This is a genomic window from Candidatus Effluviviaceae Genus V sp., from assembly GCA_014728125.1.
In the GTDB taxonomy this organism is placed as follows: Bacteria; Joyebacterota; Joyebacteria; order Joyebacterales; family Joyebacteraceae; genus WJMD01.
Genome location: WJMD01000187.1, coordinates 1 through 16962, shown reverse-complemented (window position 1 = coordinate 16962; position 16962 = coordinate 1). Strand labels below are relative to the sequence as shown.

General features: G+C 67.5%; 14 protein-coding genes. 4 read left to right on the top strand and 10 right to left on the bottom strand.

The genetic code is table 11. The features are described 5' to 3' along the window. The 4 genes from GF405_11060 to GF405_11045 form a co-directional block, all read right to left on the bottom strand. Nucleotides 1-495, bottom strand: a 495-nt coding sequence (locus GF405_11060; protein MBD3368691.1) for a hypothetical protein, incomplete at its 3' end; no start/stop codon positions are given. Continuing rightward, nucleotides 488-1600, bottom strand: coding sequence for a hypothetical protein (locus tag GF405_11055; protein ID MBD3368690.1), 1113 nt, complete (start codon nt 1598-1600; stop codon nt 488-490). The genes GF405_11055 and GF405_11060, both read right to left, overlap by 8 nt. An 8-nt stretch (nt 1601-1608) precedes the next feature. Next, a complete protein-coding gene (locus tag GF405_11050; GenBank protein MBD3368689.1) occupies nt 1609-2760 on the bottom strand; it encodes a PLP-dependent transferase in 1152 nt (383 codons plus the stop codon). 2 nt (nt 2761-2762) lie between these two features. After that, nucleotides 2763-3653, bottom strand: a complete 891-nt coding sequence (locus GF405_11045; protein ID MBD3368688.1) for a methyltransferase domain-containing protein — start codon at nt 3651-3653, stop codon at nt 2763-2765. Here GF405_11045 and GF405_11040 point away from each other — a divergent pair. Together GF405_11040 and alr are read left to right on the top strand one after the other, a co-directional pair. Next, a complete protein-coding gene (locus tag GF405_11040) occupies nt 3567-4919 on the top strand; it encodes an amidohydrolase (GenBank protein ID MBD3368687.1) in 1353 nt (450 codons plus the stop codon). The two genes, GF405_11045 and GF405_11040, sit on opposite strands and share 87 nt — an antisense overlap. Before the next feature lie 32 nt (nt 4920-4951). Beyond that, nucleotides 4952-6112, top strand: a complete 1161-nt coding sequence (alr, locus tag GF405_11035) for an alanine racemase (GenBank protein MBD3368686.1) — start codon at nt 4952-4954, stop codon at nt 6110-6112. Nucleotides 6113-6137: 25 nt separating this feature from the next. Here the strand turns inward: alr and GF405_11030 are convergent, their stop codons facing one another. The 5 genes from GF405_11030 to GF405_11010 all read right to left on the bottom strand — a co-directional run bounded on the left by GF405_11030 (nt 6138) and on the right by GF405_11010 (nt 11844). Continuing rightward, nucleotides 6138-8588 carry a prolyl oligopeptidase family serine peptidase gene (locus GF405_11030; GenBank protein MBD3368685.1) on the bottom strand — a complete coding sequence of 817 codons (2451 nt, stop codon included), beginning with the start codon at nt 8586-8588 and terminating at the stop codon, nt 6138-6140. 122 nt (nt 8589-8710) lie between these two features. Continuing rightward, nucleotides 8711-10138 carry a pyruvate kinase gene (gene pyk, locus GF405_11025; protein ID MBD3368684.1) on the bottom strand — a complete coding sequence of 476 codons (1428 nt, stop codon included), beginning with the start codon at nt 10136-10138 and terminating at the stop codon, nt 8711-8713. 57 nt (nt 10139-10195) lie between these two features. Further along, nucleotides 10196-10624: an aminoacyl-tRNA hydrolase gene (locus tag GF405_11020; protein MBD3368683.1), complete on the bottom strand. Its 429-nt coding sequence runs from the start codon at nt 10622-10624 to the stop codon at nt 10196-10198. A gap of 15 nt (nt 10625-10639) precedes the next feature. Further along, nucleotides 10640-11482, bottom strand: a complete 843-nt coding sequence (locus GF405_11015) for a DUF4412 domain-containing protein (GenBank protein ID MBD3368682.1) — start codon at nt 11480-11482, stop codon at nt 10640-10642. Between the two features lie 29 nt (nt 11483-11511). Further along, the gene (locus GF405_11010) at nt 11512-11844 is read right to left on the bottom strand and encodes a hypothetical protein (protein ID MBD3368681.1); all 333 of its coding nucleotides are present in this window, start codon (nt 11842-11844) and stop codon (nt 11512-11514) included. A 105-nt stretch (nt 11845-11949) separates the two neighbouring features. Here GF405_11010 and GF405_11005 point away from each other — a divergent pair, with 105 nt between their 5' ends. Beyond that, entirely contained in the window at nt 11950-13455 is a 1506-nt protein-coding gene (locus GF405_11005) for a hypothetical protein (GenBank protein MBD3368680.1), read from the top strand. Nucleotides 13456-13615: 160 nt separating this feature from the next. Next, a complete protein-coding gene (locus GF405_11000; protein MBD3368679.1) occupies nt 13616-16156 on the top strand; it encodes a T9SS type A sorting domain-containing protein in 2541 nt (846 codons plus the stop codon). 98 nt (nt 16157-16254) lie between these two features. Here the strand turns inward: GF405_11000 and GF405_10995 are convergent, their stop codons facing one another. Beyond that, nucleotides 16255-16935: a hypothetical protein gene (locus tag GF405_10995; protein ID MBD3368678.1), complete on the bottom strand. Its 681-nt coding sequence runs from the start codon at nt 16933-16935 to the stop codon at nt 16255-16257. Nucleotides 16936-16962: the final 27 nt, after the last annotated feature.

Genomic DNA, 16962 nt, shown 5'->3' with positions numbered 1-16962 from the left:
GTCGACGGCCACGCGGCCGTGTTCTTGCGTGACGGCCATCACCCGCACGCCGCTCCCTCCGCTCCACGGTTTGACCACGAACCAGTGGCCGCCCTCGACCGCGTCGAGCAGATCGTCGACCGAGCGAATCCGGAGCTCCGTATTGATCGGGCGGAAGGCTCCGTCCTCGATGAACGCGTAGTACTCGGGAGCGGTGACACCGTAGCTGGCGACGATGCGCGAGAAGACGATCTTGTTGTTGAGCGCCTCGGCGAAGGGGCCGTTGATCCGCGGAGTGCGGAGGTACCGCTCGAGGTCGGAGACATATTCGTCGACCGTCTCCGGGCGGAGTCTGTAGCGAACGCAGGACTCCGTCAGGAAGCCGCGGCTCAGAGCCCAGAGCCGCCTGCCCACCGGTGCGCTGACGGGAGAGTGGAACTCGGAGCGCACGAACCGCTGCAGGTTCCTGAGCGTTCTGCCGAAGGTGAGAACGCGCGCCGGCAGGCTCTCAGGCATCGCTGCTCTCCCCCCGCGCGCGAGCGCCCCGTGGCGGCCTCAGCACGCCGTGGTGCTCGTAGAACCGCCGGACGCGCTCGTCCTCGAGCAGCGGGAAGAAGAACTGGAAGGTCACGTCGGGGTAGTTGTTGCCCTCAACGACCGTGAAGCCCCCCTCGGTCAGGACGATGTCCCAGCCCACGTACGGGATGTACGACATCTCCCGGCAGAGGTCGAGGAGGCCGCGGACAAAACGCTCCCACCCAGGGAGCTCGAGTCCCTCGATGCGCGCTCCCGTGTCGGGATGGTCCCGGTACCAGACGGGCTCTCTCCTGCCGTGGTCCGAATAGGCGGGGCCGAGCACGCCGGTCTCGAGATCGACGAGCGAGATGACCCCTCCCCTCGAGTAGTTGTCGGTCGGCGACGACGCCGGGCGTCCGAACCTGTGGGCCGCGTAGACGATGAACGGCTCGCAGCGCTCGACGTCCCACATCGTCAGGACGCGCATGGAGTTCGTGGCCTCCGGGAAGACGGCCTCGGCGAACGGCCGCTGACGGATGAGGCTCGAGACGACGCCGTCCCGGACGGACCCGAGGGTCGCTTCGAGCTCGTCCCGCGTCGTCTCGCGGTAGTTGAGCGCGACCCCGCCGTCGCCGCCGGTCAGCGCCATAACGCCGTATCCGCGACCGCCGCTCGCCGGCTTGACGATGAACGAACCGCCCTCGGCGCAGGCCTCGACGACGTCACGCGCCGACAGGAAGCGGTAGCGCCGGCCGATCGGCACCATCTCCCCGTTCCGAATGAGGGCGTAGTACTCGGGCACACTCCCACCGTGGCTGGCGACGATCCGCGAGAAGACGATCTTGTTGTTCAACGCCTCGGCGAAGGGGCCGTTGATCTTCGGCGTTCTCAGGTAGCGCGCGGTGTCCGGGAAGTAGAGGGGGAGGTTCTCCTTCGTCAACCCGTAGCGGACGGCCGACTCCGTCAGGAACCCCTTCGAGAGCGCCCAGAGACGGAAACCCAAAGGAGCGCTGACGGGACATCGAAGCTCCGCCTGCACGAGCCGCTGGAGGTTCCTGGCCGTTCTGCCGGCCGAGAGGATCCGGACGGGAACTCGCTGCCGCATGCGTGCTCCTACAGTGCGTCGAGAGCTCTCTCGAAGTCGTCGAGAAGGTCGTCGGCCGACTCGATGCCGACCGAGACGCGGATGAGTCCGTCGTCGATGCCGGCCGCGCTGCGCTCGTCGGGCGACATCCCCTTGTGCGACGTCGCCGCCGGTCGTGTGACCAGGGTCTCGACGCCGCCGAGACTGGGCGCGACGATCGGCAGGGTCAGGCTTCGGAGGACGGCGTCGGCGGCCTCGAGCCCTCCCTCGAGCTCGAAGCTGAGCATGCCGCCCATGCCGTCGAAGAGCTCGACGGCCCGCTCGTGACCGGGGTGGTCGGGCAGCCCCGGATAGTGGACCCGCGTCACGCGGTCGTGCTCATGAAGGAAGCGTGCCAGATGCGCGGCGGTTGCGTTCTGCCGCTCGACGCGGAGCGCAAGCGTCTTCATGCCCCGGTGGAGCAGGAAGCACGCGTGCGGGTCGAGCGACCCTCCGAGATGATCGAGCATGCACTTGATGCCGGCGAGGAGCTCTTCGGAGCCGACCACGGCGCCCGCCACGATGTCGGAGTGCCCGTTCAGGTACTTCGTGCCGCTGTGGAGCAAGACGTCGAACCCGTGCTCGAGGGGCCGGAAGTTGATCGGACTCGCGAACGTGTTGTCGATGAGCGACACGAGCCCGTGCTCGCGGGCGAAGGCGACGACCGCCGCGAGGTCGCCCACGCCCATGAGCGGGTTCGAGATCGTCTCGACGTAGACGGCCCTCGTGTTCTCGCGCACCTTCCCTTTCCAGGATCCGGGGTCGTCCGGGTCGATCATGTCGTACGCGACGCCCAGTCTCGGCAGGTCCCTCGTGACGAACCCGTGCGTGCCGCCGTAGAGGCAGTCCTGGACGAGCAGGTGGTCACCGGCTGAGAGGACCGTGAGAAGCGAGGTCGTTATGGCCGCCATGCCGCTCGCCGTCACAAGAGCGGCCTCCCCTCCTTCCAGCGTCGCCAGCTTCGCTGCGACCGCCTCGTGGTTCGGGGTGTTGTTCAGGCGGATGTACCGGATGTCGTGGTAGCCCGGGTCGCCCTCGTCGACGTACATGGCCGACTGGAATATGGGGATCGCGACGGCGCCCCCGATCCTGGGCTCCGGCTCCCCCGCGTGAACGGTCTCGGTGTCGCGGTGTCGTGCCATCCTCAGTCCCCGCTTTCGTGCGTCGTTCCCCTACCCGTCTTCCTCGCCACGAAGTAGAGCCAGGGCGAGTCGTCCGATGATTCGCCGGCGTCGAGCACCGAGCCGTCCTTCCGATAGACCTCGAGCGTCTCGAAGCCGGCGTCGGCGAGCTGTCGCTCCTGGGTCCTGTGGTCGACGTGATACGTCATGAGCGAGTAGGCGTGGGCCCGATCGTTGATGATCCAGTACTCGTTCTCGAAGCGCTCGTGCGGCTTGTTCCTGCTGCGGTTCCTTCGGGCGCGCAGGTACGCCACGAACCGCTTCACCATGGCGCACGGATCGTACGTCCAGGTGAGACGCGGCTCGGACCTTGCAAGGCGATAGTCCCGGTTGTGGGTCGAGAAGATGAGCAGGCCGCCGTCCCGCAGAACACGGTTCATCTCGTCGAACGAGGCGAGCCTGTCCTCGTGGGGCAGCGCGTCGATGCCGTTGTGCGAGAAGAGCACCACGTCGAACTCGCCGTCGGCGAAGATGCTCAGGTCCCTGGCGTCGGCGACCTCGCACTGGCAGCCGCCGTGCCGCTCGGAGCAGGCGCGGACCATCGCCTCCGAGTAGTCGATGCCGACGTACCGCCCGGCCCACTGACAGAGAAATCGGGTCGTCCTCCCGGCGCCGCAGCCGACGTCGAGAAGGCGGCTCCCGACGATCACGTCGTGATGCTTGAAGAGGATCATGATCTCGGCGGTGAGGAGTCCGCTCCGTCCGCCGTAGTGGGCGGCAGCCCCCGAGGAGTCGTAGAAGCCGATGTTCACGTGGTCGGTCGACATATGAACCTCCATGCTGCCGGTCTCCGCTCGCGAAGTCTGAGGAGCGGCACCGTGCGGCGTCCCGCCGTCCGCGGGAGCGCGTGTCATTGTAGTCGAAGGGCGGTCGGTTTGACACCCCTGAGAGCGGGTGATAGTCTCCCCGGTCGACACGCGTCAGAGGGCACGAAGGGAACGCAAGGAGACGATGCAGTGACCGACGCAGACGCCGTCGAACTCCGCAGACAGCTTCACGCGCACCCCGAGCTCTCGGGGCGGGAAAGCGGGACGGCCCGCCGCGTCAGGGCGTTCGTCGAATCCGCACGGCCCGACGACATCGTAGCGGGCCTCGGAGGACACGGGCTGGCAGCGGTCTTCGAAGGCCCGCACGACGGCCCGACGGTCCTCCTGCGGGCCGAGCTCGACGCGCTGCCGATATCGGAGGCCGGAGACAGGGAGCACGCCTCGACCGTGCCGGGGGTCGCCCACGTATGCGGACACGACGGCCACGCAGCTGCCCTGGCGGCGGTCGCCCCCCGGCTCGACAGGGTGCGACCCTCCCGGGGACGCGCCGTCCTCCTGTTCCAACCGGCCGAGGAGACGGGGAAGGGCGCGGCCGCCGTCATCGCCGACCCGGCCTTCCGGCCCCTCAGGCCCGACGCCGCGTTCGCGATCCACAACCTGCCCGGTCTTGCGCTCGGTCGCGTCTACCTGCGCGAGGGGCCGATGGCCCTGGGCTCGGTCGCGGCCGTGATCCGGCTCGTCGGCCGGAGCGCCCAGGCCGGCTATCCTGAGAGCGCGCTGAGCCCGGCTCTCGCCACGGCGGCCCTCGTCGAAGGACTGACGGGGCTCGGGCCCGACGCCGGCGGCGGGGACCCGCTCGCGCTCTCGACGGTGACCCACGCGCGTCTGGGCGAGCGCGCGCTCGGAACGACGCCGGGTGAGGCGGAGGTCATCGCCACCGTGCGCTCGGGGAGCGCGTCGTCGCTCGAGTCGCTGAAGCGTGCCGTCCTCGGTCTCGCGGAGGAGTCGGCGCGGCGACACGGTCTCGCGCACGAGGTCACCTGGGAAGAGGAGTTCCCGGTGACGACGAACGACGCCGACGCGCTCGAGACGGCCCGTCGAGCCGCGCGGTCGCTCGGTCTCGAGACCGGCGAGCTCGACGGTCCGCTGCACTGGTCCGAGGACTTCGGACACTTCTCGGCGCTGACCGACGCCGTGCTTCTGGGACTGGGCGCGGGTGAGGACCTGGTCCCGCTGCACAATGCGTCGTACGACTTCCCGGACGAGCTCGTGACGACAGGCGCCGACCTTCTCTATGCCATCGTCAGGGAGATCCTCGGTCCGTACGGGTCAGAGGAGCCGATCCCCCACTGAGCGGGGGTGTGAGGGAGCGAACGGTGGACATCATGGAGCCAAGCCCCACGTCGCGCATCTATCTCAGCCACTCGGCGCTGGCACGGAACCTCCGGTTCGTCCAAGCGCGGGTCGGGCACGACACGCTGGTCTCCTCGGTCGTCAAGGGGAACGCCTACGGCCACGGCATCGAGGAGTTCGTCCCGCTGGCCGAGTCGCTGGGCGTGCGGCACTTCTCGGTCGCAGACTCGCACGAGGCGGCCAGGGTCCTCGCCAGCAAGCGGCCGGACACGTCGGTCATGATCATGGCACACCTCGGGGACGACGAGCTCGGGTGGGCCATATCCAGCGGTGTCGAGTTCTACGTCTTCGACATCGAGCGGCTCGAGGCCGCGCTCGAGGCCGCGGCGTCGCTCGAGCGGCGGGCGAGGATCCACATCCAGCTCGAGACGGGCATGCACCGTCTCGGATACGAGAACGGCCAGATCCAGGAGGTCATCGACCTCCTGAAGCGGTCACAGGGACGATACGTGCTCGAGGGCATCACCACGCACCTGGCCGGCGCGGAGAGCATCAACAACTACCACAGGATCCAGCAGCAGCTCGAGCGCTACCAGGACGCGCTACAGCGCTTCCGGAGCGCATTCACCATCATCGGGAGGCGCCACGTCGCTTCCTCGGCGGCGGCCTTCGTCTATCCCAACGCCATCTACGACATGGTCAGGATCGGCGTCGCGCAGTACGGATTCTGGCCGAGCGAGGAGACCAGGATCCGCTATCTCAACATGTGCCACAAACTGACCGACACGCCGCTGCGGCGGGTCATGTCGTGGAAGACCTCGGTGATGGGACTCAAGATGGTCGAGCGGGGCGAGTTCGTCGGCTACGGCACATCGTACATCGCGCCGCGGCGTATGCGGATCGCCACCGTGCCTGTCGGCTACAGCCACGGCTACTCGAGGGTCCTCTCGAACAGGGGATACGTGCTCGTCCGCGGACGGCGCGCCCACGTCACGGGCGTGGTCAACATGAACATGATGACGGTCGACGTCACGAACATCCCGGACGTCGCGCGCGGCGACGAGGTCGTGCTGATCGGGAAGCAGGGCAATCAGACGATCTCGGTCGGCTCGTTCAGCGAGATGACGAACCAGGTGAACTACGAGCTCCTTGCCAGGCTCCCGCACCGCATTCCGAGGATCCCCGCGCCCTGACATCCAGCCCGACGCCGGCCCGCCGCTACTCCCCCGCCGCCCTGTTCTTCACGTAGCGCTCGAGCCACTCCTCCGTCTCCCACATCAGATGCAGCAGTGACTCGCGCGCGCGGTAGCTGTGACTCTCGTGCGGCAACAGCACGAACCGCGCCGTCTTGCCGAGCCCCTTGAGCGCGTTGTAGAAGCGCTCGGACTGCATCGGGAAGGTACCCGGGTTGCTGTCGGCGTCGCCGTGGACGATCAGGATCGGCTCGTCGATCGTGTCGGCGTGCATGAAGGGCGACATCTCGAAATAGACCTCGGGCGCCTCCCACAGCGTGCGGTCCTCGGACTGGAAGCCGAACGGCGTCAGCGTCCGGTTGTAGGCGCCGGTCCTGGCCAGTCCTGCAGCGAAGAGATCGGAGTGCGCGAGCAGGTTGGCGGTCATGAACGCACCGTACGAGTGGCCGCCGATCGCGACGCGGTCGGGGTCGGCCACCCCGCGGCGCACGGCCTCGTCGACCGCCGCCTTCGCGCTCGAGACCAGCTGCTCGACGTACGTGTCGTTCGGCTGCTCCTCGCCCTCGCCGATGATCGGCATCGATGGACCGTCGAGAACGGCGAACCCCTGCGTCAGCCAGACGACCGACGAGTACCAGCCCAGCCAGTCGAACCGGTAGGGCGAGTCGTCGAGCTGTCCGGCCGCGTCGGCGCTCCGGAACTCCCTGGGATACGCCCAGATGAGCATCGGCAGAGGCCCGTCCTCCTCGGGCGAATAGCCCTCCGGCAGATAGAGCGTCCCGTTGAGCGCGATGCCGTCCTCGCGCTCGTAGCGGATGATCTCCTTCTGGATATTCCTCAGGAACGGGGTCGGGTCCTCGAACGCGGTGAGCTGTCGGACCTCGCCGGTCGCGAGGTCCCTCAGGAAGTAGTTCGGCACTTCGTCGACGGCCTCTCTGCGCGTCACGACGAGCCGCGCGTCCTTGCCCAGGACGATGCTGGGCTCCTCGTAGTACGGCGCGCTCGAGCGGAAGTGACGGAACGTGTCCCCCGTAATGGTGTTGAACGAGTCGAGGAACGGCCTGTTCCCCTCCGGCGAGGCGCCCTGACCGATGAGGTAGACGGTCTGAGCATCGTCGGCCGTCAGAAGGACCTGTCTCCCCGAGGACGTTCTCGTCTGAACGGGCTCTCCGGGATCGTTGTAGCTGTCCTCCCAGGAGTACTCCCTGAGAAGCGTCGGCTCCTCGTCGGGGTTGCCCGGCTCGATGCGCCACCAGCGGATGGACCGCGTCGGCCACCACCACTCGGTCGCGATGGCCAGGCCGTCGTGTCCCCAGTAGATGCCGCCGGCGCGCAGCGAGAAGGTGGCCAGCGGGTCGGGCGGGTCGTCGAACGGCGCCTCGAGCTGGTAGCGGATGTCGCGTATCTCCGCATCCCTCGCGGCGTCCCCGCCGTCCTGGGCCTCGAGCCACGAGAGCGTCGCCGGGGCATCGGCGCGCCAGATGACGTTCCTCGGACCCGTGGCCACGCTGCCCCGGGCGATCGGGATGTCGTCCCGGAGAGGAAGGTCGGCCACCTCGTGCACCACGTCTCCGTCTGAGTCAATGACCTCGATTCGCACGGGGAACCGCCACGCACCGACGAGATACGAGAAGGGCCGGTGCAGGGTCTGAAGCAGCACGTAGCGCCCGTCGGGCGACGGCGAGAAGTCCCAGACGAGCGACGGTCCGGCGAGCGGCTCGATGCCCCCGGCGAGCGAGACCCGAGCGAGCTCCGACGCCATGTAGTGCTCGAAGAGCTCCGCGTCGTGCTCGTTCTCAAGAAGGTCCTGGTACGTGCGGGCGGGCGCGACGCGCCCGAGGTTCTGCTGGATGACCGGGCCGTTGGGCGCCGCGGGCGCCGGCGGCGGATCGCCGCGCCCTTCCGGAACGAGGGTGGCCAGAAGCATCTTGGTGCCGGGGATCCACGTCGGGGCCGTGCCGGCGACGAGATTGAGGACCGGCCCGGTCACGCGCCTCGCCTCGGCGCTCTCGAGGTCGGCCGTCCAGAGCTCGACGCCGTCCGATGTCGTGTTGGTGAACGCGATGCTCCTGCTGTCGGGCGACCAGACGACGTTCTCGAACCGCCCGTCGTCCGGCAGACCGGTGACGCGCCGCTCCTCCCCATCCTCGATCCGCACGAACAGGAAGCCGTTGTACGACCAGGTCCTCGTGGGCGCGTTCGTCACGGGACTGAAGCGCATGCCGCCGAGCCGGAGTTCGGGCTCCGCCAGCTCCTCGATGGACGGGTAGCTCGGCCGCTCACGCAGCAGCATCCAGTCCCGGTCCGGCGAGAAGTAGGCGTGCGGCGTCTTCGGAGCGTCGATGATATCGACCAGCTCCTGGGACGGCACGCGGTAGACACTGTCGGTCGGCATCGGCTCGACGGGCTCCGCGAACGCGTGTGCGAACGGTGCGGCCGCCAGGACCGCGGCAACGAGAAGAGAGATCCAGCGCATCGTTCCTTCCCCTTCCGGATGAACCGGGCCGCGTCCGGCGCCCCGGGGCTCAGCTCCCGCCCGACGGAACGGACGCGGCGGCCTTCCTCATGACCTTCCAGATGACACAGCGCGGCCCGCGGTCACCGGGACGCGCCCTCGGTCGTCGATATCTTGATCAGGTTCGTTGTGCCCGGCACATAGAGCGGAAGCCCCGCGGTGATGAGCACGCGGTCGCCGGGCTTGACGAGGCCGCTCTCGAGCGCGAGACCCAGGGCCTCATGCTCGATGTCACCGGCGTCGTCGGCCGGACCGGTCAGAATCGGGACGGCGCCCCACACGAGGGCGAGCCGCCTGACCGTGGCCTCGTCGGGCGTCATCGCGAGGATCGGCTGCTCGGGACGATACTTGGCCACGAGGCGGGTCGTGCTGCCCGACTTCGTGAACGTGATGATCGCGGCCGCGCCGATCTCCTCAGCGATCCGGCAGGCCGAGTGGGCCACCGCCTCGTCGGGACTCATGTCGGAGCCCTCGGCCATTCGCCGCGTCCACGCGGTGTATGGGAAGACGCGCTCCTGCGCGGCGGCGACCTTGCTCAGCACGGCCACCGCGGCCGCGGGATGCGACCCCACAGCAGTCTCCTCGGACAGCATGACGGCGTCGGTTCCGTCCAGGATCGCGTTCGCTACGTCGGAGACCTCGGCGCGCGTCGGCTGGGGGCTCGTTACCATCGAGGTCAGCATCTGGGTCGCCGTGATGACCGGTTTGCCGGCACGGTTCGTCTTCTCGACGATCCGCTTCTGAACTGTCGGCACGTCCTCCACGGGGATCTCGACGCCGAGGTCCCCACGCGCGACCATCACGCCGTCTACAAGCTCGATGATGGCGTCGATGTTGTCGACGGCCTCGTGTTTCTCGATCTTGGCGATGAGCTTCGCCGTCCCCTCGTGGTGGTCGACGAGCTCGCGGGCCTCACGTACATCGTCCGCGGTCCTCACGAACGAGAGCGCGACGTAGTCGACGCCTGCGTCGAGGCCGTACTCGAGATCGGCCCGGTCCTTCTCGGAGAGTATCGGTGCCTGGATCGAGCTGTCGGGCAGGTTGATGCCCTTGTGGGAACTCAGGGGACCGCCGACCACGACCGTTGTCGTGATCTCCTCGCCCGACACGTCCTCGGCCCTGAGCTCGATGGTGCCGTCGGCCAGGAGCAGCCTGTCCCCGGGGCTCACATCCCCGGGAAGCTCCCTGTAGGTCAGCGAGACGGAGCGGTCGTCTCCGGGCACATCGCGCGACGTCAGCACGAAGCGGTCCCCTGACCGGAGGACGACTTGCCCCTCCCTGATCGGTCCGATCCTCGTCTTCGGGCCGGCGAGGTCCTGAAGGACTGCGACGTTCCGGCCGAGGTCGGCCGCGACCGAGCGGACGAGCTCGAGCACCGAGCCGTGGTCCTCCCGCTCCCCGTGTGAGAAGTTGAGCCGCGCGACGTCCATGCCCGCTTCGATCATCGCGGCGATGGTCTCGCGCGACGAGCTGGCCGGCCCCAGGGTACAGACGACCTTCGTGCGCTTCATGGCCTGCCTCCGGACGCAAGTCGGTTGCCGGGCAGCCGGTCGGCCGCCGCGAGAGACCTACTCATCCGGGCGCGGGATCGGCTTGCGGCGCGCCCGTTTCTTCTGCGAGTGCCGGCGCTTCTGTTCGAGGCGGCGCTTGCGCGATGCCTTCGTGGGTTTCGTCGCCTTCCGCTTCTTCCCGGGCCGCGCGGCCTTCCTGATGAGCGCGACCAGTCGTTCGAGGGCGTCCTCGCGGTTCCGGTGCTGCGAGCGGTGCCGTCTGGCCTCGATGATGAGGACGCCGTCGTCGGTCATGCGCTGGCCGGCGAGGGAGCGGAGACGGTCCTTCACGCGGTCGGGCAGCGACCTCGAACCCTCGACGTCCAGACGCAGCTGAACGGCGGACGCAACCTTGTTGACGTTCTGACCGCCCGGGCCCGGGGAGCGGATGAACCGCTCCTCGAGCTCGGACTCGTCCAGGGAGATGCTTCGGGTGATGCGGATCAACGGGCCTCCCGGACGCTACGGCATGCCCGGGGCCTGCGGCGGAGGCGCCGTGCCGGGTGCCTGCGCGCCGCCCCGCGGAGCGCCCATGCCGCCCTGGAGCTCCATCAGCGTCACCTTCTCGTAGCCCTCGGGAACCTCGAACTTCGCGTCGGGCACGTCCATCTCGATGAGCGCGGTCACCTCGGTCTCGGGGCCCTCCTGGCCCTGGCGGAACGGCTGCGTCCGCATCGGATATCCCGACGCCATCCGGCTGAGGTACTCGTCACTCGTCTCGTAGGCGTACTCGCCTGAGAACTGCTTCATCGCGGCTGCGTACTCGGCGAACCGCTTGAGGTCGATCTCATCGGAGACCGGCACGTCGTCGGCCATCCAGACCTTCTCGACGAGCTCGCCGTCGACGAGGATCTGGTACTCCTCGGTCGCGTACCCCGCGATCTCCTCCGCGTTCCCGGTCTTCTCGATCGCGACATCGTGCTCCTCGGCCTCGCCGTCATCCTCGCCGGGGACGAACATCCCCATGCTCTTCATCTGCTCCCGGTACTGGTCGCGCTGGTCCTCCGGCACCTGTGCCAGCATGCCCTCCATGGCGCTCTCCATGGCGGATCTGATGGATGTGACGAGTTCCTCGGGCGTGCCGCTCCAGTAGATCTGGCGCTCGGGGACGAGCATGTAGAGTATGTTGTCCTCGATGTTGAAGATGACCTCCTGGCCGCTCTCTATCTTGATACGGTTCGCGTCGACGAAGATCACGGCCTGTTCGTCCATGCCCGACATCGTCTGCTCGATCTTGAACCCGGCCGTACCGGGCGCGGCGAGCGCGACGAGCAGGGCGAGCGTCAGCAGAAGTGTGCGTCTCATCGTGTGAGCCTCCTCTTCGTAGAACGAGCTTATCGCCGCGTCCGTGCACGCGCGCGGCGCTTCTCCAGTCTCTCCTTCACGGCGTCGCTCTCGAGTTCGCGGAGCGCGTTCGATGCGATCCACCGCGCGCTCTTCGAGTCGATCCAGCCTATCCTCTTCGCGGTGCCGACCGCCTTCCGGTTGAGTCCGATGCTGCGTTTCCCGATCTGTCTCAGGGCCCAGTTCACGGCCTTTCTGACGTACTTCCGCTCGTCTCGTGATGCTCTGACGATGAGCGGAAGCAGTGATTCGAAGTCTCGGTCGCGGGCATCGCGGTCGTGAACGGCCAGCGCCGCCATGAGAACGAACCCGGCGCGCTTCATGAACTCCTCGTCACGCCCTCCAACGCACGTCCCGCTTGCCCTCGGGACACACCCCCGGGTAAGCTCATCGGAGGTTCAAGGACCCGGGAACAAGGGAGCTGTCGTATGAGCCATTATACACATCGAGGCCACTCAGTCATGGTCGCGTTCCTTGCGGCCCTTACCGCAACGTTGTCCGCGAACGCCGCGCCCGCAAGCGAAGGGGGCCCCGTCATCGTCATCGACGGCTCATTCGACGACTGGGAGGCCGTCACGCCCGACTGGACCGACGCGCCGGGAGACGGCGGCGCCTCCGGCATCGACTTCGGCGAGGTGAAGCTCTGGAGCAACGAGGATCGCCTCCACGTCTACTTCGAAACCGGCCGCGAAATCAACCTCCAGGGTACCCGTGATCTCGTCCTGTCGATCGAGCTCGACAACGACGCGACGACGGGACGCGCGCTCAATGGTCTCGGCATCGACTTCGAGTGGCACTTCGGCTCCCGGGAAGGCGTCGTGTTCGGTCCCTCCGGGAAGGAACGGCTCCGGCAGGCGGACGTCGGGCTGCGCCAGGGTCCGACCGTCTCGTCCGATCGTTTCGAGGTGTCGTTCGAGCGCGGTTTCAGGGCCGCGGGGATCCGTGTGCTCGGGCCGGGCACCGTCCGTCTCATCCTCCGGGACGGTGAGGACGGCGATGTCGCTCCGGACCGGTTCGCGGCACTCGACTACACGCTGCGCGAGTCGTCATCGCCGGAGCCCGCCGAGGGTCGGCTCGAGCGCCTCGCGCCCGATCACCTGCGCGTCCTCACGTACAATGTGCTCTTCGATGGGCTCTTCGAGCGACCCGTGCACTTCCGACGGATCCTCTCGGCGATCGAGCCCGACGTCATCTGCTTCCAGGAGGTCTACCGCCACGATGCGGCGGCGCTCGAAGAGACCGTTGCGTCGTTCCTGGGCGGCGGGCCCTGGCACGCCGTCGGCGGGAGCGACTGCTTCATCGTCAGCCGCTACGCGGTGCGCCGCTCGAGGGTCCTCGGGCCGGTGGACGAGAACGTCTGGGCACTCGTCGACCTGCCTGATGAGCGCTACGCCACCGACCTCTCGATCGTGAGCGCGCACCCTCCCTGCTGCGGAAGAACCGACGAGCGGCAGGAGGAGTTCGACGTCATCATGGCGTGGCTGCGGCGGCTGAGACCGGAGCGGGACGAGGTCCGAGATGGTGTGGAGCCGGTTGAGCCGGGCACAACCATCGTCGTCGCCGGCGACATGAACCTCGTCACCGACGCGGCGCAACTGTGGACCCTGCGAGGGGGCGACATCGAGAACGAGAAGCGGCACGGTCCCGACTTCACGCCGGACTGGGACGGGACGGCCCTTGCAGACGCGTTCCCGCTCCATGTGACGGGCCTCGAGGCCTACACCTGGCGGAACGACGAGGACAGCTACGCGCCCGGACGGCTCGACTTCATCATCTACTCCGACAGCGTCGCCGACGCGGGACGCTCGTTCGTGCTCTGGACCCCGGACCTTCCGCGGGAGACGCTCGAGCGCTACGGTCTCCGACCGAACGACACGGCGCTCGCGTCAGACCACCTTCCGGTGGTCTTCGACCTCGTGCTCCCCGCTCCCTGATGACGGGGCACGCGAGGGCGCCGGGGCCGCCGGCACCCCCGGTTTCTTGCCCAGAGGCCCATGCTGTGCTAGAATGTACCCAGGGACCGCCCCGCCCGGGAACCGGTCCCTTTTGTCTGGATAATTGCCGAACAGCGCTTCATTTACTCGGGAGTCGTTCATGAGACGCCATCATATGCCCCGCGCGGTCACCGTGACCCTCCCCGTCCGATGGCCCGTGCTGCTCCGCTGGACGCTCATCCTGTCGGTCGCCGCGGCGCTCGTCCTCTTCACGGGCGACGCCCTGGGCCAGCTCCCCACGGAGTTCGACCTGCGCGACGTCGACGGCGAGAACTACGTCACCTCGGTCAAGAACCAGAGCGGCGGCACGTGCTGGACGTTCGGCGCTATGGCGGCCCTCGAGGGCAATCTCCTCATCACGGGCGCGTGGGCCTCGAACGGTGAGAGCGGGGAGCCCAACCTCGCCGAGTATCATCTCGACTGGTGGAACGGATTCAACGAGCACAACAACGACGACATCTCGCCGCCCTCCGGGTACGGGCTCGAGGTCCACATGGGCGGCGACTACATGGTCACGACGGCCTACCTCTCCCGCGGTGAGGGGGCCGTCAGAAACATCGACGGCCAGTCGTACACCACTCCTCCCGACCGGTGGCTCGAGTCGTACCACATCTACTATCCGAGGCACGTCGAGTGGCACGAGGCCGGAGCCGACCTCTCCTCGATCGACCGCATCAAGCAGGCCGTGATGGACTACGGCGTGATGGGGACGGCGCTCTGCTACGACAGCCAGTTCATGGCCGGCAACACGCACTACCAGCCGCCGTCCTCGGAACTCCAGCCGAACCACGCGGTGGCCATCGTCGGATGGGACGACGACAAGATCACGATCGCGCCGGACAACGGCGCGTGGCTCTGCAAGAACAGCTGGGGCTCGAGCTGGGGTGACATGGGGTACTTCTGGATCTCGTACTACGACAAGTGCGCCGGACAGCACTCCGAAATGGGCGCCGTCAGCTTCTACGACGTCGAGCCGATCGCATACGACCAGATCTACTACCACGACTACCACGGCTGGCGGGACACGATGACCGACGTCGGCGAAGCGATGAATGCGTTCGTCACCGAGGACACCGAGATGCTCCAGGCGGTCAGCTTCTTCACGGCGGCCGACACGGTGGACTACACGGTCACGGTCTACGACGCCTTCGAGGACAGCACGCTCTCGGTTCCGCTGTCGAACGCGTCGGGGACGTTCCAGTACCGCGGGTTCCACACCGTCGAGCTGGACACACCGGTCGAGTTCGAGACCGGTGAGGACTTCTACGTCAAGGTCTCGCTCTCACACGGAGGCCACCCGTTCGACCGCTCGTCCGACGTGCCGGTGCTCCTCGGAGCGAAGTACCGCGTCACAGTCGAGTCGTCCGCGTCAGCCGGGGAGAGCTTCTACCGCTCGAGCGGCCGGTGGCTGGATCTCTACGACTACGACAGCGGCTACTGGTGGGACCACACGGCCAACTTCTGCATCAAGGCCCTGACCATCAAGACCGGCATGACGGTCTGGCCTGACGACGGACTCCGCTCGGAAGGCGGCGCCGGCGGGCCGTTCTCGCCGCCGTCGAAGGACTACGCGTTCACGTGGAAGGGCGCATCGCCGATCGACTACGAGATCCTCGCCGACCCGTGGGTCGACTGGCTGACGCTCTCGGGCAGCCGGAGCGGAACGCTCGCGCCCGGCGACACGGCCGGCGTGACGGTCGAGGTCAACGCCAACGCCGACGCGCTCGCGGAGGGTGTGTATCGCGCGACCGTGATGTTCCGGAACCTCACGAACGGCACCGGTGACGCGACGCGCGACGTCATGCTCGTCGTCGGAGACCCGCAGCAGCAGTATGTGTGGACCCTCGACACCGACCCGGGCTGGACGACCGAGGGCGACTGGGCCTTCGGCACGCCGACGGGCGGCGGCGGCGAATGGGGCTTCCCCGATCCGACGAGCGGCGCGACCGGGTCCAACGTCTACGGCTACAACCTCTCGGGCGACTATCCCAACGACCTCCCACCCCGAAGCCTGACGACGACGGCCATCGACTGCTCCGACTGCTTCGCGACGAGCCTCAAGTTCCAGCGGTGGCTCGGCGTCGAGCACCCGCAGTACGACGAGGCATCGATCTCCGTCAGCGCCGACGGCAGCTCGTGGACGACGGTGTGGCAGAACGACATGGAGATCACCGACTACGGCTGGCAGTCGGTCGAGCTCGACATCTCCTCGGTGGCCGACGGCGAGCCGACCGTCTACGTCCGCTGGACGATGGGCCCGACCGACTCGGGCTGGCAGTACTGCGGGTGGAACATCGACGACATCGAGATCTGGGGCCTGGGTGAGGGTGTCGTGACCGGCATCGACGAACCGGTGGCCGGGCGCACCTTCCGACTGAATGCGCCGACGCCCAATCCGTTCAACCCGCAGACAACGCTGTCGTTCTCGCTCTCGCAGGCCGGTCCGGTCCGACTGACGGTCCACGACCTCTCGGGCCGCGTTGTCGCGACGCTCATCGACGGGTCGCGTGAGGCCGGCGACCACCGCGCGGTCTGGCGCGGACGCGACGACACCGGAGCCGCGGTCGCGTCCGGCGTCTACTTCGCCCGCCTCGAGACCGCCGGCGAGGCCGACATGCGGAAGATGGTGATGTTGAAGTAGATCGCCAAGATACACTCAAGAAGAGACGGCCGTGTTGCGAAGCGAAGCGCCGGGGGCTCCATGCTCCCGGCGCTTCTGCTGCACTCAGTCAGGGGCGATCACCGATACAGCGCCTTGATCGAACCCCAGGACGCCGGCTCGACCGGCGTATAGTGCTGGTTCAGGAAGAGGAGGTTCTGGCCATAGTAGGACTGCTCTATCAGCAGGTCGAGATCCCCATCAGCGTCGATGTCCAGCAGCTCGAGCCCGAACGTCCAGCCCTGGTGCTCGTACTCGACCCCTGTCAGCATCTCCGGACGTTCTTCGAACTGTGGCTCCCCCGGCGTGCCGACGTTCTCCCAGCACTGAGGCCAGGTGTCCGAGGTCACACCAACAGCGTCCATGTCGCCGTCGAGGTCTAGATCACCGAAGCTCGTGAACATCGCGGACCCGTAGTGCAGATCGATATCAGTGAGCCACTCCCAGTCCTCAGACCACTCCGGAGACTGAGGAGTACCTACGTTCCTGTGAAGCAACAGAGCGCTGGTGGACGTGGTCGCAATGATGTCCAGGTCGCCGTCGCAGTCGATGTCGGCGAGCTCAGCCGTGCAATGGTGGGAAGTGAAAACAGAGTCAACAGACGGTGACCACGCGGGCTGCTGAGGCGTGCCCTCGTTGAGCTGGATGAACACGTACTCGTCCCAGTAGGTCTGAATCAGATCCAGGTCGCCGTCACCGTCGAGGTCACCAAGGTCCGCCGACTTGCGGCCTCTGCCGGGTAGCCAGATGCCCTCGAACACACCTGTGTCGAGCTCCCAGACCGGGGC